Origin of the sequence: Flavobacterium reichenbachii (genome assembly GCF_002217435.1) — a bacterium.
GTDB classification, from domain to species: Bacteria; Bacteroidota; Bacteroidia; order Flavobacteriales; family Flavobacteriaceae; genus Flavobacterium; species Flavobacterium reichenbachii.
Window position 1 is genome coordinate 187,731 of sequence record NZ_MUHF01000021.1, and the last position, 25,328, is coordinate 213,058.

Here is a 25,328-nt window from a genome sequence, read left to right on the forward strand (position 1 = left end):
TTTAAATTCCAATCCATAGAAGTTTCGATAAAAACTTTTAAAATTTGGAATTTAAAAATATTTGAAATTTCCTTTATTAAAATTGAATTTTATTTTCCTCAAACAGCAATTTAATGTTTTCGTAAGAGTTTTTTAGCGCTTCTTTGATTTGTTCTGGGTTGAGCCAGGCTACTTTTTCGATTCCTTCTTCGATTTGTCCTATTGGAGTTCCCTCAAAATCAGACTGCATTTCGAACCAGTGCGTAATTTTGAGTTTATATTTTCCGTTTCGTTTGAAGATGTGATAGGTTTTTTCGAGTTTATTGGTAATTCTGAGTTTTCCAACTCCGGTTTCTTCTTCAACTTCACGCATGGCAGTGTCCTCGATCTCCTCGCCTTTCTCGATGCCTCCTTTTGGAAGATCCCATTTTCCGTTTCTAAAAATAAATAAAACTTCACCTTTTTTATTATAAACCAATCCTCCTCCAGCTTTACTTACGGGGATTTTTGCTTTTAAAGTCTTCATAATCTCCTTTTCGTCAGGATGATATAAATAGGCTTTTTGAATTTTATTTTGAAATATTTTGACTATAAGATGCTCTATATCAATACTCTCCAACAGAAACAACTGAAAATTTGTCTCCTTTGAGATTTCATTTGTCAAAAAAAGTGGCTTGTCGTTTACAAAAACTTTATACATTTGTAGTATGATTTTTAACAAAGATACTGCCGAAAAAACAGCCGAATTGCTTTTGCAAATAAATGCAATTAAATTGAATCCAGAAAATCCTTTTACATGGGCTTCTGGATGGAAATCTCCTATTTATTGCGATAATAGGTTAATTCTTTCATTTCCATCAATTAGAAATTACGTTCGTGATGAATTTGCGAAGAATATTGAAAAACAATTTGGGAAACCAGATGTCATTGCCGGAGTTGCTACTGGAGCAATCGGAATTGGTATTCTTGTGGCCGAAAGCCTTGGATTACCTTTTGTGTATGTGCGCCCGGAAGCCAAAAAACATGGAAGACAAAATCAGGTAGAAGGATTTTTGCAAAAAGGACAAAATGTAGTTGTGGTCGAAGATTTGATCAGCACAGGAAACAGCAGTTTGCTTGCTGTAGAAGCTTTACGCAACGAAGGTGCAAACATTAAAGGAATGGCTGCAATTTTTACCTATGGTTTTGGTGTGGCCGAAGAAAACTTTAAAAATGCAAATATCGATTTATATACACTGAGTAATTATGCAAATTTATTAGATCTAGCGGTACAAAAACAATACATAACCGAAGATCAACAATCGACTTTGTTAGAATGGAACGAGAGTCCATCTACCTGGGGACAGGAATAATTTTAGATTTTAGATTTTCTAAAAAATCGCTTCGCTCTTTTTTTGGAATTTTGGATTTAAAAAAAAATGAAATTTACAATTTGATAAAGCTTTGCGAGCTTAAAGTTTATAATAGTGAAACCAAACCAAGAAAAAACCTTGCGTTCTTTGCGGTTAAATTCACCCTTACGATTAAAAAAAAATTAAATAAAAAAATATATGAACTTAGAGAGTCCAAAGGTTACTGTTCAGAAATCAGCTCAAGATTTATTTGATTTATTGACTGATGTTAAGAATTTCGAGAAATTAATGCCGGATAATATTGCTAAATTTGAAGTAATTGGCGAAGATGCCTTTATTTTTGGATTGAAAGGTATGCCGGAAATTAAATTAAAAATGAAGGATAAAACAGCTCCAAGCAAAATTGTTTTAGGTGCTGCTAGCGATAAACTTCCTTTTACTTTGACTTCAAATATCGATAGTGTTTCTGATTCAGAAAGTGCTGTTCAATTGTTTTTTGAAGGTGAATTTAATGCTATGATGGCTATGATGATAAAAGGGCCAATTAGTAAATTTATTGAAACTCTGGCAAATAACATGACCAAACTTTAATGAATGGTGAATTGTTAATTGTAAATTATAAATGAAAGCTCGATTTAATTATCGGGCTTTTTTTTTGCCACAGATTAAATAAGTTACAATGATTTTGTTTCACGCAGATTTTGCAGATTAATCAGATTTATTTCTTAACAAAGAAGAAAAAACCTTAGTCCCTTAGCAACTTAGAATCTCAGAATCTTTAAAAAAACCATTTCATCCTCAAAAAACAACAGTTCAGAATTAAAAATTATTCCGAGCTAAATTATTATTCGAAGTTTGATCCATAAACTAAAACCAACCAAAATGGAACACACTATTAAGATTTTAATTTACATCCACGCATTCTTCGGCGGAATTGGACTTATTACAGGAATTGGAAGTATCGTCGTTAAAAAAGGCAGAAAACTGCATAAAAGAATGGGCACACTATTCTCTATCGGAATGGTAACAAGTTCATTGATTTCTTTACCAATCTGCTGGATGCCAAATCACCAGAATGTATTTTTATTTTTAATTGGTTTATTTACCATATATCTTGTGATTTCCGGAAACAGAGCTTTGACTTTTAAAACCAAATTAAAAGCAGATTTTATAGATAAATTAATTTCTGGAAGTATGCTGTTCTTTTCTGTAATAATGATTGCTATCGGATTATACTGCCAATTTAATGCTGTTGAAAATAGCATTTTATTTACTTTCTTTGGAGGATTTGGGTTGTATATGACAATTAAAGATTTTATATTTTTTAAAAACTTTTCTGAAACCAACAGAAACTGGCTCTCTAAACACATCGGAAAAATGATCGGAGCTTTGATCGCATCTATTACTGCGTACATTGTTGCCGGATTGGGAATCGGCAGTTTAATCGCTTGGATCTCGCCTTCCATTTTAGGAACATTCTATATCATTTACTGGAATAGAAAAATAGAACCAAAAACAATAGTATTGAAAGTATAACCCACGGATTTGACTTATGACACAGATTGACACTGATTTTTTTTGGAGAGGTTCAAAGACGCAAAGTTGCAAAGGTTCAGAGGAAGTTAAAAAACTTTGTGTCTTTGTGTCTTCGCAGCAATAACAAAAAACCTTATAACCTTATAACCTTATAACCTTATAACCTTAGTCGCTTAGAACCTCAGAACCTTCCTTCAATAAAGCATCTGAATTTCTTTAATATCGAATTCTGAAACAGAATCGTCTTCAAGTACAATCTGAAGTTTTCCAACGGCTGAAACACCTTGAATGATTCCCATAAAATTTTGATCAGCTTTATTTTTAAATGGCATTGGAATACCTTTTTTAAATATTAAATTAAAATAGTTCTCCCATAAAGTTTCAGAATTATTTAACCATAAATTGATGTTATGCTTAATTTTTTCAACGATTAATGAAGGCAGAATTTCTTTATCAAAAGTTTGTCCTGAAATTACTGCCAGAGAAGAAGCATTTGGCAAATCGTCAAAATTTGTCTGATTAATATTAAGCCCTAATCCAACTACTGACACAATCCTGCCATCACTTTTGAGGGTATTTTCTATTAGTATGCCACCAATTTTTTTTGTGTATGACATAATGTCGTTAGGCCATTTTATAGTTAATTCGGGAATATTAAGAGATTTTAGGACCTCGATTACGGCTTGAGATACAATAATATTGAGGTTAAAAACTTTCTCATTATCAAACAGAAAATCTTTCACCAAGACACTCATAATTAAGTTTTTACCGACTTCAGACTCCCACTTAGCTCCCATTTGCCCCTTGCCTTTTGTCTGATTTTCAGCTGTTACGACTGTAAAATTCTCAAGTTTATCCTGACTTGATAATGACTTTAAGAAGTCATTTGTAGAATCTATGGCATCGAGTTTGATTACTTTCATTTAAACAATTTTAATAACTTAATTTAATATTTTGTTAAGGTTCAAAAATAATCACAAATTTTGGTAACTTTACAAATTCATATAAAATAATTCATGGCGAAAAAGACTATTAATAATGATGTTCTATTGGCGAACATAATCAAAGGGATTGAAGAAGTAAAAGGAAATGATATCGACATTCTTGACTTAAGAGAAATAGACACGGCTGTTTGTGACTATTTTGTTATTTGCAACGGAAGCTCCAACACCCAAGTTAATGCCATTGTAAACTCAATTCAAAAAACAGTATCAAAAGATTTAAAAGATAAACCCTGGCACGTAGAAGGAACCGATAATGCAGAATGGGTCCTTATGGATTATGTGCATATCGTGGTACATGTGTTCCAGAAACACATTCGTGAATACTATAATATCGAAAGCCTTTGGGGGGACGCCAAAATAACTACAATCGAAAACAAATACTAAAGAAAACTTTCTCTAATGGCTAAAGATAATAATCCAAATCCGAGTAAATTCAAAATAAGTCCTTGGTTAATATACACCGCAATACTTCTAGTTTTTTTATTTATAAGTTTTGCTACCGGAGGATCTAATTTAAGCGAACCAGCACAATTGACTTCTTCTAAATTCAACACGCTTTTAGAAAAAGGACAAATTGAAAAGGTAATTGTTTATAATAAAGCAGAAGCAGAAGTATATCTAACAACCGCTGCGCTTAAAGATAAATCTAATGAAAAAGTATCTAAAGATATTTTTAAAAATGCAAACAAAGGTCCGCATTATACTTTAGAAATTGGTAACGATCAGATCTTTCAGACTAAATTGGAAAAAGCAGTAGCCGAAGGCAAACTGAAAGATTTTAACTTCCTTCAGAAAAACAACTGGAGCGATATTTTAATCAGCTTACTTCCTATTATCATCATTATTGGTGTATGGATCTTCATTATGCGTAAAATGTCTGGCGGAGGCGCTGGCGGAGGCGGACAAATTTTTAACATAGGAAAATCTAAAGCGAAACTTTTTGACGAAAAAACAGATATCAAAACAACATTTAAAGATGTTGCAGGTTTAGAAGGTGCTAAAGAAGAAATACAAGAAATTGTAGAATTCCTGAAAAATCCTGAAAAATATACAAATCTGGGAGGTAAAATTCCAAAAGGAGCCTTACTTGTAGGACCTCCGGGAACAGGTAAAACATTATTAGCTAAAGCTGTTGCAGGAGAAGCTCAAGTTCCATTTTTCTCATTATCAGGTTCTGATTTTGTCGAAATGTTTGTAGGAGTTGGTGCATCACGTGTTCGTGATTTATTTAAACAAGCAAAAGAAAAATCACCGGCTATCATTTTCATTGACGAGATTGATGCAGTGGGTAGAGCTAGAGGAAAAAGCAATATGTCTGGCGGAAACGACGAGAGAGAAAACACATTGAATCAATTACTAACAGAAATGGATGGTTTTGGTACAAACTCTAACGTGATCGTTTTAGCAGCAACAAACAGAGCAGACGTTTTAGATAAAGCTTTGATGCGTGCAGGCCGTTTTGACAGACAAATTTTTGTTGACTTACCAGACATTCGCGAAAGAGCAGAAATATTCCAGGTACACTTAAAACCAATTAAAAAGGTTGAAGGACTTGATTTAGATTTCTTAGCAAAACAAACTCCAGGTTTTTCTGGTGCTGATATAGCAAATGTTTGTAATGAAGCTGCACTTATCGCTGCACGTAACAACAAACCAGCTGTTGACAGACAAGATTTCCTTGACGCAGTTGACAGAATTATTGGTGGACTTGAAAAGAAAAATAAAATCATTACTCCAGACGAAAAAAGAGCAATCGCAATTCACGAAGCTGGACATGCTACAGTAAGCTGGATGTTAGAGCATGCTGCACCGCTTATTAAAGTAACTATTGTTCCCCGCGGACAAAGTTTAGGAGCTGCATGGTATTTACCAGAAGAAAGACAGATCGTAAGAACAGATCAAATGTTAGACGAAATGTGTGCTACTATGGGCGGAAGAGCTGCTGAAAAAGTAACTTTTGACAGAATTTCGACTGGTGCATTGAGTGATTTAGAAAAAGTAACGCGTCAGGCTCGTGCCATGGTAACAATTTACGGTTTGAATGATAAAATCGGAAATGTTACTTATTATGATTCAAGCGGACAAAGCGAATACAACTTCTCTAAACCATATTCTGACGAAACTGCAAAAGTTATTGACAAAGAAATATCAGAACTAATTGAAGGACAGTATCAAAGAGCTATTCAGATCCTTGAAGAAAACAAAGACAAATTAAATCAGCTTGCTGATATCTTGATAGAAAAAGAAGTTATTTTTAAAGATGACTTAGAAACAATTTTCGGAAAACGTACTTTTGACAAAAATTTAGAAGAATACGTTTCGTAAATTATTCAATAAATATGTAATATTTTTTAAAATCTTAATTCAAAACACCCTTTTGAATTAAGATTTTTTTATCTTTGAACGTTTTCAACTAACATGTAAAGTATTTCATATAAAATGAATTTTTTCAAAAAAATATTTGGCTCCAGCGACGCCGCTTCTGACGAAGAAAATGAAAGTGAATACGCAGGAGGAAATTTTACTCCGGACAGTCACTTATCTATAGATGAAAGATTCATTTTTAATTTTAAGAAAAATGGAGGTAAATTTTTGTACTGTGAAAACAAAAAGGAAGTTTCTGAGCAGTTTGAAAACATATTAGAAGAAAATGATTGGTTTGAAAATGAAGCTTTATGCTACGAACCAGCTCTTTTTAGTTTATTAGAAGAAAATAAATTACCATACAATTCGCCTGTAAATCCAAAATTCTTATTTGCTACCTGCGAAAACTTAATTGCAGATGAAGGTTCAATACTTTTTTCGTCTAAACAAATAAGACAAAACAAACCAAACGAACTCCCTGCAAATATTGTAATTATAGCCACTACGAGCCAAATGGTTCCTGTAAAAAGTGATGGATTAAGTGCTATAAAACGCAAATACGAAAGAGACTATCCAACCAATATCACCACTATAAAATATTTCGAAAAAGCAAAAGAAGAAGATTTCACTCAATACGGAAGTGTTGCAAAAAACCTTTATTTACTGCTTTTAGAAGACCTTTAAGATGAACGAAACACTCAAGAGAACCATTTCTGGTGCTGTTTATATTGCTTTACTTTTAACCTCTATTCTGTTTTCTACCGAAAGCTTTATTATTCTTTTTGGCATTTTTCTAATCATAACGGTTTATGAATTTTCTAATTTGGTAAATCTCAATAAAATCTTTTCGATTTTATTTGGACTTTTATCTTATTCTATTGTTATACTTATCAGTAATTACAATAAACAAACTACTGCTTATTTAAATACTTTATTTAATTCTAACCTTGATCTGGAAATCAATATTCAGCAGTTAGACCTTATACTTCTTGCAGTTACTATAGTTATTTCTATTAAATGTATTATATTTTTATTTTATGATACTGTACAGAAAGTAAGTATTTCTTCAAAATATCTTTATCTTCTTGGATACATCACACTGCCATTTCTTTTTATTATAAAAATTTCTTTTGGCACCAACGATTACAATCCAAAAATTATTTTAGGATTGTTTATCCTAATCTGGACCAATGATACTTTTGCTTATTTGGTAGGAAAATCTATTGGCAAGCATAAATTATTTGAACGTGTTTCTCCCAAAAAGACCATCGAAGGTTTCTTAGGAGGAGCAGTTTTTGCAGCACTTGCAGGTTTTTTAATTTCAAAATTTTACATTCAGCCTAATCCCGCATTTAGCAGTAAATCTATTTTAATATGGACTATTATTGCTTTAATAGTAAGTGTTTTTGGAACGATCGGTGATTTGATCGAGTCTAAATTTAAAAGAATTGCCGGCGTAAAAGACAGCGGTTCTATCATGCCTGGACACGGAGGTATCCTAGATCGATTAGATAGTGTTATATTTGTAGCACCAATTATATTTTTATTTTATCAAATTTTATATTATGTTTCATAAAGAGGGAGGCCCATCCATTTTATTAGGTACAAGTTTTGCCGTTGCAGTATTGTTAATTGCTGATAGATTTATCGATATCGCTTGGCTTAGAATGTTGGTTCAAATTGCTGGTGTAGTGATTTTAATTATCATTTTACAATTTTTTAGAAATCCGAAAAGAATCGCAGTTAGAAACAGTGATCATATTCTTGCTCCTGTTGATGGAAAAGTTGTGGTTATTGAAGAAGTTTACGAAGGTGAATTTTTTAAAGACAAGCGTCTTCAGGTTTCTATTTTTATGTCACCCATTAATGTACACGTTACGCGTTACGCTATGGACGGAATCATAAAATTCAGTAAATACCATCCTGGTAAATTTTTGGTTGCCTGGCATCCAAAAGCAAGTGAGGAGAATGAAAGAACTACCGTTGTAATCGAAAACGAAACATTCGGTCAGATATTATACAGACAAATTGCTGGTGCTTTGGCGCGCAGAATTGTAAACTATGCTCAGGAAGGAATGCAGGTCGTTCAGGGAACTGATGCAGGTTTCATAAAATTTGGATCTAGAGTAGATTTATTTTTACCTTTAGGTACACAGATTAATGTAGAATTAAACCAAAAAGCAATTGGCGGGAAAACTATAATTGCTACAAAAGCTTAAATGACAGTAAAAGACTTAGATACTCGTTTTTCTGAGGCTGTAGAAATTGCGTTAAAAATGACTCAAGCCTCACTGCCGCAAGATGTGCAGTTAAGACTTTATGCTTATTATAAACAGGCAACTATTGGAACTGCAGTTTCTAATCAATCTGATAATTTTGATTTGCGAAATGCATTCAAAACAAACGCATGGATGCAGATCAGCCATATTTCTATTGAGGAAGCAAAAGAAAAATACATTGATATTATAAATTCGCTAACATCAAAATAACTATTATTATGAAGAAATATATTGTTCGCTTTAGCATCTTGGCTTCATTTTTACTATTATTTTCCTGTCGTGACAGCAACAAACTAACCGAAGTTGTAGAAGTTCCTCTGCCTACTAAAGAGGAAAAAATAACGATTGGAACCCCAAATGATGTAAAAGCTGATCCAGGTTCTTTTGAGCTTACAAAATTATCTTTTCCTTATGATGCGTTAGCGCCGTCAATTAGATCTTTAACTCTCGAAATACATTATTCTAAGCACTATTTATCATATACTAACAACTTGAACAAAGAAATTGTTTCTACAGAATATGAAAATATGCCTATTGAAGATATTTTAAAAAAATTAGATCTTAATAATGCCAAACTTCGTCAGAATGCAGGCGGTTATTATAATCATACACTTTATTTTAACATTTTGACTCCAAAAGAACAAACTCCAAAGGATACCTTGGCAAGTTCTATTGATAAAGAATTTGGTTCTTTTAACAACCTTACAAACCAATTTAAAGGACAGGCAGAAAAGCAATTTGGTTCTGGATGGGTTTGGCTGGTAGTGGATAAAGCAGGAAAACTGCAGGTTACTACCACAGATAACCAAGACAATCCTTTAATGAGAAATGCTTTGGTTCCCGGAACTCCTATTTTAGGAATTGATTTATGGGAACATGCTTACTATTTAGATTATCAAAACAGAAAAGGAAGTTACGTTGATGCTTTTTACCAGCTTATTAATTGGGAAAAAGTAAATGAATACTATATAGAAGCACTGAAGAAGGTCAAAAAAGTATAAATCATAAAAAAAGCTGCTATTATTAAAATAGCAGCTTTTTTTTATTTTTATGTTCAAATCAAAATTGCTTTTACTCCACTTCGTAAATAAAAGATTCTGACGGCTTAATTTTAACCTGCGCATTTCCTTCACCATTCTTAACTACAAAATAAGTTTTATTTTGTCCATACAATTGATCTGCGAGCACGTACTTCCCATCTTTCAAATTCCATTTTGATATGATATCAGACGGAATTTTCAATTCGAATTGGCTTGTTTTTTCCGAAGAAAAATTAGCGATAACAATTAGCTTTTGTTTTTCAGACCATCGCACATAAGAATACAACAACTCATCATAACCAGTATTATTCTGGCGGTTTACAGATTGAATCTCCCTAAAATCGCCCATCAACGCAGTACTTTTTATCGAAAAATTTAATAATCGTTTGTAAAAATCACGCAGGTTTTTTTCTGAATCTGAAAGCTGTCCTCCATCAAATTTTCCTCCGTTCATCCATTTTTGATGGCTTGGAACTCCAATATAATCAAAAATTGATGTTCTCGAATGCGTTCCAAAACCTGCATTTTCATTTCCTGCTTCTCCTACTTCCTGTCCAAAATAAATCATAGTCGGAGATGTACTTATAGTTGTAGAAACCACCATTAAAGGTTTTCCTCTCTCTGGACTGTCTGCAAATTCTGGACTTGCCAAACGCTGTTCATCATGATTATCCAGAAAGTGAAGCATATGATGTTCGATATCTGACATTCCTTCTTGAATCTTTGACAACTCATCTGGAGAAGATTTTCCTCTAATTATATCTTTCAGTTTATCATAAGTTTCTACTTTATCGTACAGATAATCCATTTTTCCTAATTGAATATAATTGCGATATTCATTTGGATTGTAAACTTCAGCTAAAAGAAAAGCATTTGGATTTTTCATTTTAATCGAAGCATTCATATAACTCCAAAATTCATAAGGAACCATTTCTGCCATATCATAACGAAAACCATCAATACCTTTTTCGATCCAGTACAATGCGATAGATCGAAACTTTTTCCAGGAATCCGGAACGTCTTTGTCTTGCCAGAAAGCAGAATGTTCCTGATAAGATTTTTGAGCAAAATCTGCAGGAAGCTCAGGAAAATCTTTAGTCCCGTCTGGTCGAATTCCATAGTTTACTTTTACGGTTTCGTACCAGTCGTTTTGATCTGGATTTGCTTTTCGAGATCCGTTTCCAGTCCACTTTGCAGGATTTTCATCAAAAAAACCATCTATTAAAGGATTTTTTTCTCCGTTTAAAGGAATGACACCAGCAGGGATTTTAAAATGCTCATTCGGAATATAATAAAAATTATTATTCCTATTATACTCAACAGCTGTATTATCATCGGCGCCAAAATCCCTAACACCATCCGGATTGTTTTTTCCTTCATATTTTCGAGCAATATGATTGGGAACAATATCTATAATAACTTTTAAATCTGCTTTGTGGGTGCGATCTATTAACGCTTCAAATTCCTGCAGCCTCTCAGCAGGATTTACAGCCAAATCGGGATTTACATTATAATAATCTTTTACCGCATACGGAGAACCTGCCCTGCCCTTTACAACTTCTGGATCATCATTAGAGATTCCGTATGCGGTATAATCGCGCACCAAAGCATGATGAGGCACTCCCGTATACCAAATATAAGTTACACCAAGATCTTTTATTTCATGAAGTGCTTTGTCTGTAAAATCATTAAACTTTCCTACTCCATTTTCTTCAATTGTTCCCCAAGGTTTATTGGTTGTATTTTTATTTCCAAAAAGACGTGTAAAAACCTGATACACGACAATTTTTTTATCTGCAGTACTTTCTTTTGTATGTTCATTCATTTTTAAATCTCTTGTTTTACATGCCGTACACAGCAATGTTACAGCCAATCCTGCAACCAATATTTTAGTATTCATCATAAGCATATTATAATTTGATTTTTGCCTTAAAAATCAATATTAAACAACCAATTTCTAAATTTAGGCTAATTTTTAAGATGCTGAAAAAGTAAAAGCAATTTGTTTAGATTTCATTTGAGAAAAGCTCAACTACAACGAAGGAGTTTATTATTTTGTTGATAAATTAATCCGTCTAAAAACTTATATTTTTGCTCTGAATTTATGAATTATAAATAAATCCTAATATCAGTAAAGGTTGCAACCTTTTTCATAAATTTGACAAAAATTTAATCAATTGAGGAAATTACTCTTTTTCATATCTTATTGTCTGCTTTTATTAAGCTCACAAAGTTTTTTTGCACAAAAAGACAAAGAAATCCATATAGAACATTCTGACAATGCAGAAGTTAATGAAATTTTGGCGCCAGGCGCTGTATTGTTGAGCGGTAATGTTAGAGTGAGTCACGATGGTGTTGTGCTTACCTGCAATAAAGCATATGTTTTTAAAAAAGAAAATTACCTCAAAGCTTTTGGAAATGTACAATTAGTACAAGGCGATACTTTATTTCTAAACAGCAAATACGCTGAATACAGCGGTAATTCAAAAAAAGCTTTTGCTACTGGAGATGCTGTTATGACTTCTCCTGATGGTACCTTACAAACAGATACCATTAATTTTGACCGAAATATACAACAGGTTTTTTACAACACAAAAGGTACAATTATAAACAAAGACAATGTTTTGGTAAGTAAATCAGGAAGATATTATGCAACTGAAAAAAAGTTTCAATTCCTGACCGAAGTCACTATTACAAATCCTAAATATGTTATAAAATCGAATCATCTGGATTATTATAGTAATTCAGGACATACGTATCTTTTTGGTCCTTCGACTATTACAAGCAATACTAATTACATTTATACTGAAAAAGGATTCTACGACACAAAGAAAAATCTGGCCCATTTTTTACGGAAGTCTTATATAAAATATGATGACCGGCGAATAGAAGGCGATAGTTTATTTTATAACAGAAATACCGAATTTGCCTCGGCAACGCGAAACGTAAAAATTACAGATTCTATAAATAAAGGTATTGTAAAAGGGCATTATGCAGAACTTTATAAACTTAAAGATTCTATGTTTGTAACCAAACGCGCTGTTGCTATAAATTTGGTAGAGAATGATTCTGTTTACATTCACGGAAAAAAATTAATGGTAACAGGAAAAGAAGGCGAAAGAATTTTGAGAGCTTACAACAATGCCCGTTTTTACAAAGTAGATATGAGCGGTAAATGTGATTCTATTCATTCGAATTCTAAAACTGCCCTGACAAAACTGATCGGAAAACCCATCTTGTGGAATGGCGAAAGTCAGATAACAGGAGATATTATGCACTTAATTGGAAATAATACTACCAAAAAATTAGACTCGCTCAAAGTTCTTAACAATACGTTCCTCATTTCGCGGGATACGCTCGGAACAGGATACAATCAGGTAAAGGGGCTTAATTTATTTGGAAAATTTAGAGACGGAAAATTACATGACGTAGATGTGATAAAAAATACAGAAGTTGTTTATTTTATGCGGAATGATGCTAATGAACTTATTGGCATTAATAAAAATGTCAGCAGTAAAATCAACCTTATTCTAGAAAATAACGCGGTGGAAACCATCACTTTTTTTAACAAAGTCGATGGAGATATTTTTCCTGAAGATGAATTACCAGAAAATGCCAGAAAGCTAAAAGGCATGGTTTGGCGAGGCGATGAACGAATAAAATCTAAAGATGATATTTTTAGCGCTGAGGAAAACGAACTTAACGACAAACTAATTAAAGAAGGAAAAGACGAAGCCGCAAAGGAAAATGTTCCGATGAAGGTGAGAGAAGAAACCTTAAATTACGATAAGAAAAAGCCGGCAGTAAAAGCAAAAGTTCCGCCGAAAAAAAAGGATATAAAAGAAAAAACTAAGAAATAGTTTTAGATTTTAAACTGAAATTTTAAGACTATTAAAAACTTAGAAGCTCAAAAATGAATTCAGATTTTATAAAATATCAGGCGCAGACTTCTCCCTATCCACTCGGAATGGAAGTTTCGCACGCCATTGGTTCGTATATTTTTGATACTAACGATAAGAAATATTTAGATTTTGTTGCCGGAGTTTCCGCTTGCACTTTAGGTCATCAGCATCCGAGAGTAAATCAGGCTATAAAAGACCAGCTGGATAAATACTCGCATGTAATGGTTTATGGCGAATATTCGCAGAGTCCTGCAGTGCAATATTGTAAACTGCTCGCTTCACTCCTGCCCGAATCTTTAAACAAAACCTATTTGGTCAATTCAGGAACAGAAGCTATAGAAGGCGCTCTTAAATTGGCTAAACGAACTACAGGACGCAGTCAGCTTATCTCATGCCACAACGCTTATCATGGCAATACAATGGGCTCTATGAGCGTTATGGGGTTTGAAGAACGCAAGCAGGCTTTTCGTCCGCTTTTACCAGATGTTGATTTTATCACCTTTAATAACGAAGCAGATTTAGAAAAAATAACCCCCCGAACTGCTGCAATTCTTTTAGAAACAATTCAAGGCGGTGCAGGATTTATACAACCGGAAAATAACTTTTTGCAAAAAGTAAGACAACGCTGCGACGAGGTTGGAGCTTTAATGATTGTTGACGAAATTCAGCCTGGATTTGGCAGAACAGGAAAACTTTTCGGTTTTCAGAATTATAATGTGGTTCCGGATATTGTTGTTATGGGAAAAGGAATGGGCGGCGGTATGCCGGTCGGTGCTTTTACCGCTTCAGCAGAAAAAATGGATCTTTTAACCGAAAATCCGAAACTAGGCCATATAACCACTTTTGGAGGCCACCCTGTCATTGCGTCAGCTTGTTTAGCGACTTTGCAGGAATTAACTGAAACAAATCTAATGAATGAAGCGCTGGAGAAGGAAAAACTCTTTAGATCGCTTTTGGTACATCCTTTGATAAAGGAAGTTAGAGGAAAAGGATTAATGCTGGCTGCAATGACCGAAACAGCAGAAATCACCAATCAGGTTATTTTAAATTGTCAGGACAAAGGGCTCATATTATTCTGGCTCCTTTTTGAAGGCTGTGCGATACGAATAACTCCTCCTTTAACCATTTCTGAAGAAGAAATAAAAGAAGGATGCACCATAATCTTAGATGTTATGGATGAAATATTGAAAAAAGAACAACAAGTTTAATTAGGAGCTAATCCAGCTGTCCGCTATATCTTTTGTTTTTTAAAGAAAAAAACAAAAGGATGCCGCTTCCATCTGGGCTAGAAACTTAGATTGCAAATAAATTCTAAAACAATAACCCAATAGTATTCAAAATCAAAAGATTACAAACAAAAACAGAAGAAGAATTCTGTTTATATTGTTAATTAAATTGTTCACAACAATTAATCTGCATTCCTCTCAACAATAATATGGTTGCCTAATTTTATAACAGGCTAATTTCAAATAAAAAAAGTATGCAATTAAGCAACGAAGAAGAAGATTATAACCTATCCTTATCCAAATTTGAGTCTATGTTAAAAACTAACAAAGTACTCTTTTTTGATTCTGAAGAATTTGAAGAAATTATTCTTCATTACTTAGACATAGGCAAGGCTAATTTAGCAAAAAAAGCCTTAAAACTTGCATTAGACCAACATCCAAAATCTACAGGCTTAAAATTAGTACAAGTAGAAATGCTGGTTTATGACGACAAACTCGATATTGCAGAAAAACTTTTGAACGAGTTATATGCAATCGAACCTAACAACGAGGAAATTTACATCCAGAAAGCAAATATCTGTTCTAAAAGAGATCAACACGAAAAAGCGGTAGAATTACTTAAAATTGCTTTGCAATATACTGATGACTACGCCGATGTGTACAACTTGATCGGAATGGAATATCTTTTTATGGATAATCTCGAAATGGCAAAAGACAGTTTTATCAAATGTCTTGAAGAAGACCTAGAAGATCAGTCTGCGCTCTATAACGTAGTGTATTGTTTTGAATTTTTAGATCAAAACCAAGAAGCTATTGTTTATCTTAACGATTATATTAATAGAAATCCATACAGCGAAATTGCCTGGCATCAGCTTGGGCGTCTGCATTATGGCGTAAAAGAATACGAAAATGCTATTCGCGCTTTTGATTATGCAACCTTAATTGACGATGAGTTTTTAGGTGCATTTATGGAAAAAGCAAAAGCATACGAACGTCTTAAAAAATACAGTGAAGCAATTGAAAGCTACAACCGAACTATCGAGTTGGATGATGCTACTTCTTATGCCCTGCTGCGCATTGGAAAATGCTACGAAAAACTAGGAAATTCGGCAAAAGCAATTCAATATTACAATCAAACCGTACATGAAGATCCTCTTTTAGATAAAGGCTGGATTGCAATTACTGATTTTCATGTTCGCCAGAAAAATTTCCAAAAAGCGCTGTTTTTTGTGAATAAAGCTTTAGCAATTGACAATCAAAATCGTTTGTATTGGAAACGTTATGCAACAATCAACAAGCAGATGAACTTTTTTGAAGAAGCTGAATTTGGCTATAGAAAAGCCGTAGAATTTGGTGATTATGCTTTGGATACCTGGTTGTTTTGGGTTGATATTCTTCAATTTTTAGGAGAATTTGAAAGCGCTATTCAAACTTTATTACAAGCTTCGGAATATTTTCCAGAAGAAAATGAAGTCGAATATCGTCTGGCTGGATTGTATTTTATGATTCAGGACAATACAAAAGCTAAATTTCATTTAAGCAACGGATTACGTTTAAATTTTGATAACTACATCTTAATCGAAGATTTATTTCCAGTAGTATGGACAAAAAAAATGGTTAGAAATTATATTGAAAAACACAGAAAACAATAATGAAAAAAACACTTACACTTTTATTTACAGCCCTTATCTCTGTTTCTTATTCTTACAGTCAGGAAAAAACAACAGAAAACGTTGTTCAGTCAGAATCATCGACAAAAACTAAAGATAATAGTAAAATCTATACTTCAAAAGAAGTTGAAGTTAAAGCCGAATTTAAAGAAGGCACAGAAAAAATGAATCAATTTTTGCGTGATAATTTTGCTATTCCTAAAGAAATTACAGCTCAAAATATAAAAGGAGAGATTGTAAGTACATTTGTTGTTGAAAAAGACGGAACTTTAACAGACATTAAAGTAAGTAAGGATCAAGGATATGACACCAATAAAGAAATGGTGAGAGTACTAAAATTGATGCCAAACTGGTACCCTGCAGAACTTAATGGAAAAAAAGTCAGAGTACTATTTACATTGTCATATAGAGCAAATGGAGGTAATTAAAAAGCGATTTGGTTTATTAGGCCGTAACATCAGCTATTCATTTTCTAAAGGATATTTTACAGAGAAATTTAGTCACGAAGTATTTGAAGGCAATAGCTATGAAAATTTCGACATTTCTGAAATAGATCACTTAACCGGTCTTTTAAAAAACAATCCTGATTTAAAAGGATTAAATGTTACGATTCCGTATAAAGAACAGGTAATTCCTTTTTTAAATAAACTTTCTAAAAAAGCGGCGTTAATTGGTGCAGTCAATACGATAAAATTCACTAAAAACGGAAAATTAAAAGGCTACAATACCGATTATTACGGTTTTAAAAAATCGCTGAAACCATTATTAGAACCACACCACAGAAAAGCACTCATCTTGGGTACCGGCGGTGCGTCTAAAGGGGTTGCTTACGCTCTGGAAGAACTTGATATCCCGTATACTTTTGTATCAAGAGAAGCCAAGGAAAACATCATTGATTACGATTTGATAAATGCTACAACTTTTGATAATTTTCAAATTATAATCAATTGCACTCCGGTGGGAACAAGTCCTAATATTGAAGCATGTCCAAATCTTCCTTATGAGTTTTTTACAGAAAAGCATATTGCTTACGATTTGATTTACAATCCAGAAGAAACCCAATTTCTTAAAAATGCCAAAGCGCATGGAGCTGTTATAAAAAATGGCTATGATATGCTTATTTTTCAGGCAGAAAAAGCTTGGAAAATTTGGAACAAATAAAATAAACGATTGAAAATCAGCTGTTAAATCATTTTTTCGTATTTTTATACCACTCATTAATAAGTGGTTATGAAAAAATTACAGTTGATTTTCATTTCGCTTCTACTACATTTTGCAATAAACGCACAGGAGACAATTGAGTCCAATAGTCCGTATACTGCACCTCGCTATCATTATTTCGTCAATACAGTTTTAGTTTTTAATGAATATCTTGATACCGATAATGGTTCCTTCAATACCACACAACTTCGTGTATTATACCCAATTGGCAGTAAAGCATGGAATTTACGGTTTGATCTTCCTTTAATATCTGCTAATACAAATTCTGAAAACAAAACAGGAATTGGTGATGTTGGCGCAGGTATAAGCTATATTCCTTACAGAGAAAAAAATAAAGCTTTTGCATTTCGAACAAGAGTATATGCGAATACTGCATCAGATTCAAATTTTGGATCTGGAAAGTGGGTTATAATGCCGGCAGCTTTTTTCTCTTCTTATCTAAAAAATAAAAAACTTCTGTGGATTACCTCAATAGAATATCAAATCAGCTTTGCAGGTTCGAGCGAGCGCAGTGATGTTAGTATAATTGCCTACGAAAATTTATTATTATATTCTTTTGGAAAGAACTGGATTTCGGGAGATTTTGCATTTAGATACAATAGTATCCTAAAAGGTTTTCAAAACAATGTTTTTTTAGAATTCGGCAGAAAAATAACCGCCACTAATCTTATATATATTCATCCGAGTACAGCATTTGGAAACAAAAAAACATACAATTACGGAATAGAAGCCGGATTACTTATATTATTTTGATCCATAGTTAACAGTATCTACCATTAAAAATTATTACATTTATTTTATTTTACTAAAAACACTAATAATTCATAATTTAAATTAACTTCAATAAATCGATAAATAAACGTTTATCATAATTTAAAATAAGAGTAAAAAATAAGGATTTCACTGTAAAATAGCGTATAAACAAACGATTTATTTTGTATTTAGAAACTCCTTTAGTATCTTTCGCAATGTTTAAATAGAAACCTTACACATTTTAAAATGTTAGAAGAAAAGAATGATAACCTGCAGGAAGCAGACGGAAAATTAGAAATCGAAATAAGTGATTCTATACAAGATGACACGATTGAAGCATCGGGTTCTGAACCAGCACCTGAAAATTCAGTTTCAAATACTGAAAATGAAGCTGAACAAGTACCAGCTCCAGAAACCGATCATCAAGATGCCTTAGATGCGATAACAAATTCTAATGCCGAGGAGAGTGAAGATGAAACGCTGAAAGAGCGTCATGATATTCCTATGCAGGATTACAATACTTTCTCGATGGATGCACTTGTTGATGAGTTAAAAAATCTGGTGAACTCAGACAAGGCAATATCTGTAAAAGATCATATTGAAGAAATTAAAAAAGCTTTTTTATTACAATACAGTCATCTTATTGACGAAAAAAGAGAAGAATTTAATGCTGCAAATCAAGATCCAAATGAGGAATTTGAATATCATTTTCCTTTAAAATTAAAATTTGATGAGTATTATAATGTTTTTAGAGAGAAAAGAAACATTCATTTTAAACATTTACAAACTAATTTAAAATCAAATTTAGAGACTAGACTTGCGATAGTTGAGGAACTGAAAGAACTTATAAATCCTCAGGAAAACATCAAGGATACCCTTAAACATTTTAATGATTTAAGAGAGAGATGGAAAAATGCCGGATCTATACCAAAAGATAAATATAACCACGTTTGGAATAACTACCACTTTCACGTAGAAAATTTTTATGATTATCTGCACTTAGATCGTGAAGCGAGAGATTTAGATTTTAAATACAATTTAGATCAAAAACAAAAAATAATCGCACGTGTTGAAGCATTAGTTGAAGAAACTGACATTAGTAAATCTTTCCGTGAACTACAAGATTTACACAGAATATGGAAAGAAGATATTGGACCAGTTTCTAAGGAACACCGAGATGTGATCTGGAATAAATTTAGCGAACTGACCAAAAAAATTCATGACAAAAGAGAAGTTTTGTTTGAAAGTCAAAGAGCAAACGAACTTCAGAATCTTGAAGTTAAAAAAGAAATCATTTCAAAAATTGAAGTTTTAGCGACAGAAAAAGTCAACTCTCACTCGCAATGGCTGGTACAGATTCAGAAAGTCGAAGAACTTAGAAATGAGTTTTTTGCTGCCGGAAAAGTTCCATCAGAAGTAAACGAAGAAACGTGGGCTTCTTTTAAGACTGCTGTTAGAAATTTTAATGCTTTTAAAAATTCGTTTTACAAAGACATTAAAAAAGATCAAAATGACAATCTGAATAAAAAGATGGCTCTTGTTGCAAAAGCAAAGGAACTGCAGGAAAGTACAGATTTTGGAACTACTACTCCAATAATGAAACAGATTCAGGAAGAATGGAAACAAATTGGCCATGTTCCTAAAAAATATTCAGACAAAATCTGGAAAGAGTTTAAAGATGCCTGCAATCATTATTTTGACAAATTAAAAGAGCATAAATCTGAAGAAAATGTTGACGAAGTAACTGCTTTTGACAACAAAAAAGCTTATCTTGATATCTTAAGAGCCTTCCAGCTTACAGGAGAACATAAAACAGATCTAGATGCTATAAAAGCTCACATTGAAACGTGGAAAGGCTACGGAAAAGTACCTTTTGCAAGACGACATATAGAAGGTAAATTCAATAAAATTTTAGATGCGCTTTTTGAAAAATTAAGTTTGAGCAAAAAAGAAACTGAAATGATGCGTTTCTCTAATAGAATTGACTCTCTGTCTGACAGCAATGATACACGCAAACTAGACAATGAAAAGATTTTCTTAATGCGTAAAATTGAAGAAGTTCAAAATGAGATTTTCCAATTAGAAAACAACATTCAGTTTTTTGCCAATACTAAAAACGCCAAAAAAGAAAATTCAATTGTTCTTGAAGTTCGCAAAAACATTGCTATCCACAAAGAAAGTCTTGAAGTTTGGAAAGACAAATTAAAACAATTACGAAATTTAGGTCAGGAGTAAGATTAAGTTTAAATAAATTAAGAAAAGGTATAATGAGAAAGAATTTCATTATACCTTTTTTTATGTGCGCTTTTTTTACCGCAAAGTTTGCGAACTTTGCATTTTCTTAAGGCAATGTAAATAAAAATTTTCGCGAACTTTGCGGTAAAATAAGCAGTTTTATTTCAGCATTAAACACAAAACTTAACATTCACATTAAATTTCATAAAACTATTCTGAAAAATATTGATTATATTTGAGAAACCACATTATCAATTGATAATCAATGAATTCAATTATTAACACTAATAACAACGAAAATGAAATTTACTAGAAAAGCAAATGCAAACTGGCAGGGAACCGGAATGGAAGGAACCGGAAAAATCAGCACACAAAGTACAACTTTAGATAACGCTCAATTATCATTTAAAACCAGATTTGCAGATGGAGTTGGAACAAATCCTGAAGAATTAATAGCTGCAGCACATTCTGGCTGTTTTACGATGCAGTTAAGTTTTTTACTTAACGAAGGAGGCTATACAGCAGATGATTTAAATACAGAAGCCACAGTAACGTTTGAAGATGGTACAATTACCTTAATTCATTTAGAATTAAAAGGCAAAGTTCCTTCAATATCAGCAGAAGAATTTCAAACCATTGCTTCAAAAGCAAAAGAAATTTGTCCGATATCTAAACTTTTAAATACAACTATAACCCTTACGGTAACATTAGTTAACTAGAAAATCTAAAGCATAAAAAAACCAAGGCTGTCACCTTGGTTTTTTTTTATTTAAAACTGTTTTAAAACTACATTGTAGCTTTTAAAGCTTTTGCTTCAGCAGTCATTTCTAATGCTTTATAAACACCTAATAATGTTTTAGAAACATCTTCATTTTTAGGATCTAATTCATTTGCTTTCTTAAGGTAAGGAATAACGCCTCTAAAAACGTTTTCTCTTTCTGCTTTTAGCGCATCGTAACGTTTCATATCTTTTGCAGAAGTTCCCAATTTATTCATTTCATCAATAATTGGTTTTTCAGCTTCAAGCTTTAACGCTGCAAGATTAAGGTAAGCGTTAGTATACTTTGGATTGATTTCGATCGCTTTTAAATAATATTTTTCAGCATCTGCATTATTTTTTGCTGTAGCACTGATAACACCTAAATTAAATACTAGATCAGCATTATTTGGATCTTTTTGCAAAGCTTCTCCAACAAGTTTTTTATATGTTTCAAAATCTTTTGATTCTAAATATAAATTAGCTTCTGTAAGAATCAAAGAAGAATCTTCAGGATTTGCTTTTCTAGCGTCAGCGATTGCTTTTTTAGCATCTTCACCACGTCCTTTTTGAACTAAAAGCAATGCTAAGTTTTTATAAATTTCACCTCTTTTAGAAGGAATAGCTTCTGTTTTAGGTTTTTCGTGTGTTCCTAATTTTACAGCTAAATCTCTTTCACTTGCTGCATTAAAACCATCTTCTGTTCCAGAAGCTTTGTTTACAGCAGTAAAACTAGTTCCCTTTCCAGAATAGTTTAACTTTTTTAATTCTTCATACATTGGTAATGCAAGATCGTAGTCCTGAGCATTTACAGCAGTTGAGGCAGCATAATACAAATTAATTGTGTCTTTTTTGTCTAACTCATAAGCTGCATGCAATTTTTTAGCACCTTCAACACCTTTACCAGATTGAGAATCGGCAATTGCTGAATTAATCAGTTTCCCTTTGATTTGAGTAATTGAAGAAGCAGCCTGTGTTGAATATTTATGTTTTCCAGAAGCTTTTTCAATTTCAATTAATTTTTTATAACTGTCAGCAGAAAGTGATAAATTTTTACTTTCTTCAACATTTTTGTCAGCAAGCTGCAAATAAGCATTTCCCTGAACAAAATAGTATTGCGCCTGCTCAACATCTTTTGCATTTGCAATAAGATTTTCAGCATCTTTTAATTGTGTAAGCGCTCCTTGAGCATCTCCGCCTTTTAAAGCTTTTTCAGCATTCTTTATTTGATCTTTCTGAGCGAAAGATGCTACAGAAATCATCAAAGCTGAAGCTGCTATTAGATATCTACTTTTCATAATGTATTAATTTGAATATTTAATTTTAATTTTTGCTTTATTCTTCAGACTCTTCTTCTTCAGAATCCTCTTCGTCTTCTGCTTCTTCAGAATCATCGTCTTCATCTTCTTCTACAGTGCCGTCATCTTCAAGAACTTCCAGATCAGGTTTTATCCTTTCTATAGCAGATCCAATAACATTTCCTTCTTCATCAACCACTACTTCTTCTGCTTCATCTTTCATTACTTTAGTAACTGCAGCAATAGAATCTTTACCTTTAAGGTTAATAAGTCTAACACCTTGAGTGGCACGACCCATTACACGAAGATCTTCAATTGCCATTCTGATTGTTAATCCAGATTTGTTGATAATCATTAAATCATCAGAATCTGTAACGGCATTAATCGAGATTAGTTTTCCAGTTTTCTCCGTGATATTAAGTGTTTTCACTCCTTTTCCTCCCCGGTTTGTAATTCTGTAAACATCTTCTCCGTCGTCGTCTACTAATTTAGTACGTTTTCCGTATCCATTTTCAGTAACTACAAGGATTTGTGAGTCTGTAACATCATTTTTACCAACAGTAACCATACCAATTACTTCATCAGTATCATCTTTTAAGGTAATTCCACGCACTCCGGAAGCTGTTCTTCCCATCGGACGTGTCTTAGTTTCTTCAAAACGAACTAACTTACCAGATTTTACTGCCAGAATAATTTGGCTTTCTCCGTCTGTTAATTTTGCTTCTAGTAATTCATCACCATCTTTAATGGTAATTGCAGCAACACCGTTTACACGAGGTTTAGAATATTTCTCTAAAGATGTTTTCTTAACCTGACCTTTTTTAGTTACCATAACAAGATTATGGCTGTTGATGTAATCTTTATCTTTTAGGTCTTGTGTACAAATAAATGCTTTTACTTTATCATCACTCTCGATGTTTACCAAGTTTTGGATTGCTCTGCCTTTTGCAGTTTTACTTCCTTCCGGAATTTCGTAAACACGCATCCAGAAACATTTTCCTTTTTGTGTAAAGAACATCATATATTGGTGATTTGTTGCTACGAACATATGCTCAAGGAAATCCTGATCTCTTGTTCCCGCACTTTTTTGTCCAACACCACCTCTGTTCTGTGTTTTATATTCAGTAAGGTTTGTACGTTTGATGTATCCTGCGTGCGAAATTGTAATAACTACGTTTTCATCAGCAATTAAATCTTCTATACTTACATCACCTCCTGCATATTCAATTTGAGAACGACGTTCATCACCGTATTTCTCACGAATTTCTTCAAGTTCTTCTTTAATTAAAGCAGTTCTTAAATCAACATCTGCTAATAAAGCTTTTAAGTGCTCAATTAACTTCATTAATTCTTCATACTCAGCTCTTAATTTATCTTGTTCCAGACCTGTTAACTGACGCAAACGCATCTCAACAATTGCACGAGCCTGAATGTCTGACAATTTGAATCTTTCGATTAATTTTTCACGAGCTTCTTCTGTATTTTTAGAACCTCTGATGATTGCAATTACTTCATCAATATTATCAGAAGCAATAATTAAACCTTCTAAAATATGAGCTCTTTCCTCCGCTTTACGCAATTCAAACTGCGTTCTGCGCACAACTACATCATGACGGTGCTCAATAAAATAGTGAATCATATCTTTTAGATTCAACATTTGAGGACGTCCTTTTACAAGTGCAATATTATTTACACTAAAAGAAGATTGTAATGAGGTGAACTTATATAAGGTATTCAAAACTACATTTGGCGTAGCATCACGTTTCAGAATGTAAACGATACGCATACCGTTTCTATCAGACTCGTCACGAATATTGGCAATACCTTCTATTTTTTTATCGTTAACCAAATCAGCCGTACGTTTGATCATTTCAGCTTTGTTAACCTGATATGGAATCTCGGTAACGATGATACATTCTCTGCCGTCAACCTCTTCAAAACCAACTTTAGCACGCATTACAATACGTCCTCTACCAGTTTTAAAAGCTTCACGAACTCCTTCATAACCATATATTACACCACCAGTTGGAAAATCCGGCGCTTTAATATGCGTCATTAATTCATCAACTTCAATATCATTATTATCAAGGTAGGCTAACGTACCATTAATAACTTCAGTTAAGTTGTGTGGCGGCATGTTGGTTGCCATACCAACTGCAATACCTGTAGCACCATTTACTAATAAAGTAGGAACTCTTGTAGGCATTACTTTTGGCTCGTATAAAGTATCGTCAAAGTTTAGTTGAAAATCAACTGTTTCTTTTTCGATATCTGCCATAATATCTTCAGAAATTTTGCGCATTCTTGCCTCAGTATAACGCATTGCTGCCGGACTGTCACCATCAACAGATCCAAAGTTACCCTGACCATCTACTAATAAATAACGCATACTCCACTCCTGAGCCATACGTACCATTGCGTCATAAACAGAGGTGTCACCGTGCGGGTGATACTTACCTAAAACCTCTCCTACGATTCTCGCTGATTTTTTGTGGGCAGATCTTGAAGTTACACCTAAATCATACATTCCATAAAGAACTCTTCGATGCACTGGTTTCAAGCCATCTCTAACATCAGGAAGCGCTCTCGATACAATAACTGACATCGAATAATCGATGTAAGCTGATTTCATTTCATCCTCTATGTTAATGGGAATTAACTTTTCTCCTTCAGACATAAGTTGTTATATTAAATAATTATATTAGTTTCAAA

The 25,328-nt window shown here is 33.1% G+C and carries 23 protein-coding genes; 18 read left to right on the forward strand and 5 right to left on the reverse strand.

Annotated elements, in window-relative coordinates:
* Nucleotides 1–76: 76 nt before the first annotated feature.
* Complete coding sequence (locus B0A68_RS18025; RefSeq protein WP_035683515.1) at nucleotides 77–679, reverse strand: NUDIX hydrolase; 603 nt, start codon at nucleotides 677–679, stop codon at nucleotides 77–79.
* Nucleotides 680–686: 7 nt separating this feature from the next.
* On the opposite strand from B0A68_RS18025, the gene pyrE reads away from it, so the two are divergent.
* The 3 genes from pyrE to B0A68_RS18040 all read left to right on the forward strand — a co-directional run bounded on the left by pyrE (nucleotide 687) and on the right by B0A68_RS18040 (nucleotide 2,867).
* Nucleotides 687–1,331, forward strand: a complete 645-nt coding sequence (gene pyrE, locus B0A68_RS18030) for an orotate phosphoribosyltransferase (RefSeq protein WP_035683517.1) — start codon at nucleotides 687–689, stop codon at nucleotides 1,329–1,331.
* Nucleotides 1,332–1,529: 198 nt separating this feature from the next.
* A complete protein-coding gene (locus B0A68_RS18035) occupies nucleotides 1,530–1,922 on the forward strand; it encodes a hypothetical protein (RefSeq protein WP_035683519.1) in 393 nt (130 codons plus the stop codon).
* 291 nt (nucleotides 1,923–2,213) lie between these two features.
* A complete protein-coding gene (locus B0A68_RS18040) occupies nucleotides 2,214–2,867 on the forward strand; it encodes a hypothetical protein (protein WP_035683520.1) in 654 nt (217 codons plus the stop codon).
* A gap of 194 nt (nucleotides 2,868–3,061) precedes the next feature.
* Here B0A68_RS18040 and B0A68_RS18045 read toward each other — a convergent pair whose 3' ends face one another.
* Nucleotides 3,062–3,790, reverse strand: coding sequence for a biotin--[acetyl-CoA-carboxylase] ligase (locus B0A68_RS18045; protein WP_035683522.1), 729 nt, complete (start codon nucleotides 3,788–3,790; stop codon nucleotides 3,062–3,064).
* A gap of 93 nt (nucleotides 3,791–3,883) precedes the next feature.
* Between B0A68_RS18045 and rsfS the strand changes: the two genes are divergently transcribed.
* The 7 genes from rsfS to B0A68_RS18080 all read left to right on the forward strand — a co-directional run bounded on the left by rsfS (nucleotide 3,884) and on the right by B0A68_RS18080 (nucleotide 9,515).
* Entirely contained in the window at nucleotides 3,884–4,255 is a 372-nt protein-coding gene (gene rsfS / locus B0A68_RS18050; protein WP_007809313.1) for a ribosome silencing factor, read from the forward strand.
* Between the two features lie 15 nt (nucleotides 4,256–4,270).
* Entirely contained in the window at nucleotides 4,271–6,196 is a 1,926-nt protein-coding gene (ftsH, locus tag B0A68_RS18055) for an ATP-dependent zinc metalloprotease FtsH (RefSeq protein ID WP_035683524.1), read from the forward strand.
* A gap of 114 nt (nucleotides 6,197–6,310) precedes the next feature.
* Nucleotides 6,311–6,919: a lactate utilization protein B/C gene (locus B0A68_RS18060; RefSeq protein ID WP_035683529.1), complete on the forward strand. Its 609-nt coding sequence runs from the start codon at nucleotides 6,311–6,313 to the stop codon at nucleotides 6,917–6,919.
* A gap of 1 nt (nucleotide 6,920) precedes the next feature.
* The gene (locus B0A68_RS18065) at nucleotides 6,921–7,811 is read left to right on the forward strand and encodes a phosphatidate cytidylyltransferase (protein ID WP_035683530.1); all 891 of its coding nucleotides are present in this window, start codon (nucleotides 6,921–6,923) and stop codon (nucleotides 7,809–7,811) included.
* Complete coding sequence (locus tag B0A68_RS18070; protein WP_035683531.1) at nucleotides 7,801–8,454, forward strand: phosphatidylserine decarboxylase family protein; 654 nt, start codon at nucleotides 7,801–7,803, stop codon at nucleotides 8,452–8,454. The genes B0A68_RS18065 and B0A68_RS18070 overlap by 11 nt, the downstream gene beginning before the upstream one ends.
* Nucleotides 8,455–8,724 (forward strand): acyl-CoA-binding protein, encoded by a 270-nt coding sequence (locus tag B0A68_RS18075; RefSeq protein ID WP_035683532.1) that lies wholly within the window; start codon nucleotides 8,455–8,457, stop codon nucleotides 8,722–8,724.
* Nucleotides 8,725–8,732: 8 nt separating this feature from the next.
* Complete coding sequence (locus B0A68_RS18080) at nucleotides 8,733–9,515, forward strand: superoxide dismutase (protein WP_035683533.1); 783 nt, start codon at nucleotides 8,733–8,735, stop codon at nucleotides 9,513–9,515.
* Between the two features lie 70 nt (nucleotides 9,516–9,585).
* Here the strand turns inward: B0A68_RS18080 and B0A68_RS18085 are convergent, their stop codons facing one another.
* Entirely contained in the window at nucleotides 9,586–11,457 is a 1,872-nt protein-coding gene (locus B0A68_RS18085) for an alpha-amylase family glycosyl hydrolase (RefSeq protein WP_035683534.1), read from the reverse strand.
* Between the two features lie 274 nt (nucleotides 11,458–11,731).
* Between B0A68_RS18085 and B0A68_RS18090 the strand changes: the two genes are divergently transcribed.
* The 8 genes from B0A68_RS18090 (at nucleotide 11,732) to B0A68_RS18125 (ending at nucleotide 21,280) form a co-directional block, all read left to right on the forward strand.
* The gene (locus B0A68_RS18090; protein WP_035683535.1) at nucleotides 11,732–13,414 is read left to right on the forward strand and encodes an OstA-like protein; all 1,683 of its coding nucleotides are present in this window, start codon (nucleotides 11,732–11,734) and stop codon (nucleotides 13,412–13,414) included.
* 53 nt (nucleotides 13,415–13,467) lie between these two features.
* A complete protein-coding gene (locus tag B0A68_RS18095; protein WP_035683536.1) occupies nucleotides 13,468–14,664 on the forward strand; it encodes an aspartate aminotransferase family protein in 1,197 nt (398 codons plus the stop codon).
* Nucleotides 14,665–14,936: 272 nt separating this feature from the next.
* Complete coding sequence (locus B0A68_RS18100; RefSeq protein ID WP_035683537.1) at nucleotides 14,937–16,334, forward strand: tetratricopeptide repeat protein; 1,398 nt, start codon at nucleotides 14,937–14,939, stop codon at nucleotides 16,332–16,334.
* Complete coding sequence (locus B0A68_RS18105) at nucleotides 16,334–16,780, forward strand: energy transducer TonB (RefSeq protein ID WP_051892539.1); 447 nt, start codon at nucleotides 16,334–16,336, stop codon at nucleotides 16,778–16,780. Before B0A68_RS18100 ends, B0A68_RS18105 begins: the two co-directional genes overlap by 1 nt.
* Nucleotides 16,767–17,513 (forward strand): shikimate dehydrogenase family protein, encoded by a 747-nt coding sequence (locus tag B0A68_RS18110; RefSeq protein WP_035683541.1) that lies wholly within the window; start codon nucleotides 16,767–16,769, stop codon nucleotides 17,511–17,513. The genes B0A68_RS18105 and B0A68_RS18110 overlap by 14 nt, the downstream gene beginning before the upstream one ends.
* Before the next feature lie 69 nt (nucleotides 17,514–17,582).
* Nucleotides 17,583–18,326, forward strand: a complete 744-nt coding sequence (locus tag B0A68_RS18115; RefSeq protein WP_035683543.1) for a hypothetical protein — start codon at nucleotides 17,583–17,585, stop codon at nucleotides 18,324–18,326.
* Between the two features lie 246 nt (nucleotides 18,327–18,572).
* Entirely contained in the window at nucleotides 18,573–20,561 is a 1,989-nt protein-coding gene (locus B0A68_RS18120; RefSeq protein WP_035683546.1) for a DUF349 domain-containing protein, read from the forward strand.
* 299 nt (nucleotides 20,562–20,860) lie between these two features.
* Nucleotides 20,861–21,280, forward strand: a complete 420-nt coding sequence (locus tag B0A68_RS18125) for an OsmC family protein (protein WP_035683549.1) — start codon at nucleotides 20,861–20,863, stop codon at nucleotides 21,278–21,280.
* A 67-nt stretch (nucleotides 21,281–21,347) separates the two neighbouring features.
* On the opposite strand, the gene B0A68_RS18130 is transcribed toward B0A68_RS18125, so the two are convergent.
* On the reverse strand, nucleotides 21,348–22,616 hold the full coding sequence (locus tag B0A68_RS18130; RefSeq protein WP_035683551.1) for a tetratricopeptide repeat protein: 1,269 nt from the start codon (nucleotides 22,614–22,616) through the stop codon (nucleotides 21,348–21,350).
* Between the two features lie 37 nt (nucleotides 22,617–22,653).
* Complete coding sequence (gene gyrA, locus B0A68_RS18135) at nucleotides 22,654–25,293, reverse strand: DNA gyrase subunit A (protein WP_035683554.1); 2,640 nt, start codon at nucleotides 25,291–25,293, stop codon at nucleotides 22,654–22,656.
* Nucleotides 25,294–25,328 lie beyond the last annotated feature (35 nt).